Genomic DNA, 353 nt, shown 5'->3' on the forward strand with positions numbered 1-353 from the left:
GAAAGACCAAAAAACATCGCAAACAAAACGATATTTTCATAAAAAGGCAGAAACGGAATTCTCTTCACCTTTTTTTCTTTTTCCGTCTTTACAGGTGCTACAAACTGATTATCTTCGTAATAATCAATTACCTTCGCAAGCCCCTCATCAAGCAAATACTTCGGCACCCAATCAAGATCTTTTTTGATTTTCTGATTATCCAGAATCGACCTCTTAATATCACCTGGGCGACTTTCGATATTTTGTAAATCTGCAATAGGATAAAGCTTGCCCATCTCATCAACCAACCGATTAATACTCACTTCCGTACCAGTTGACAAATTATAGATGCCACTCAATTCACTACGAACTCC

General features: G+C 37.4%; 1 pseudogene. It reads right to left on the reverse strand.

The window, feature by feature from the left end:
* A pseudogene (locus FS935_RS23240) lies at positions 1-338 on the reverse strand (NAD-dependent epimerase/dehydratase family protein); the annotation flags it as partial.
* Positions 339-353 lie beyond the last annotated feature (15 nt).

The sequence above is a fragment of the Metabacillus litoralis genome (assembly GCF_007994985.1).
GTDB classification, from domain to species: Bacteria; Bacillota; Bacilli; order Bacillales; family Bacillaceae; genus Metabacillus; species Metabacillus litoralis.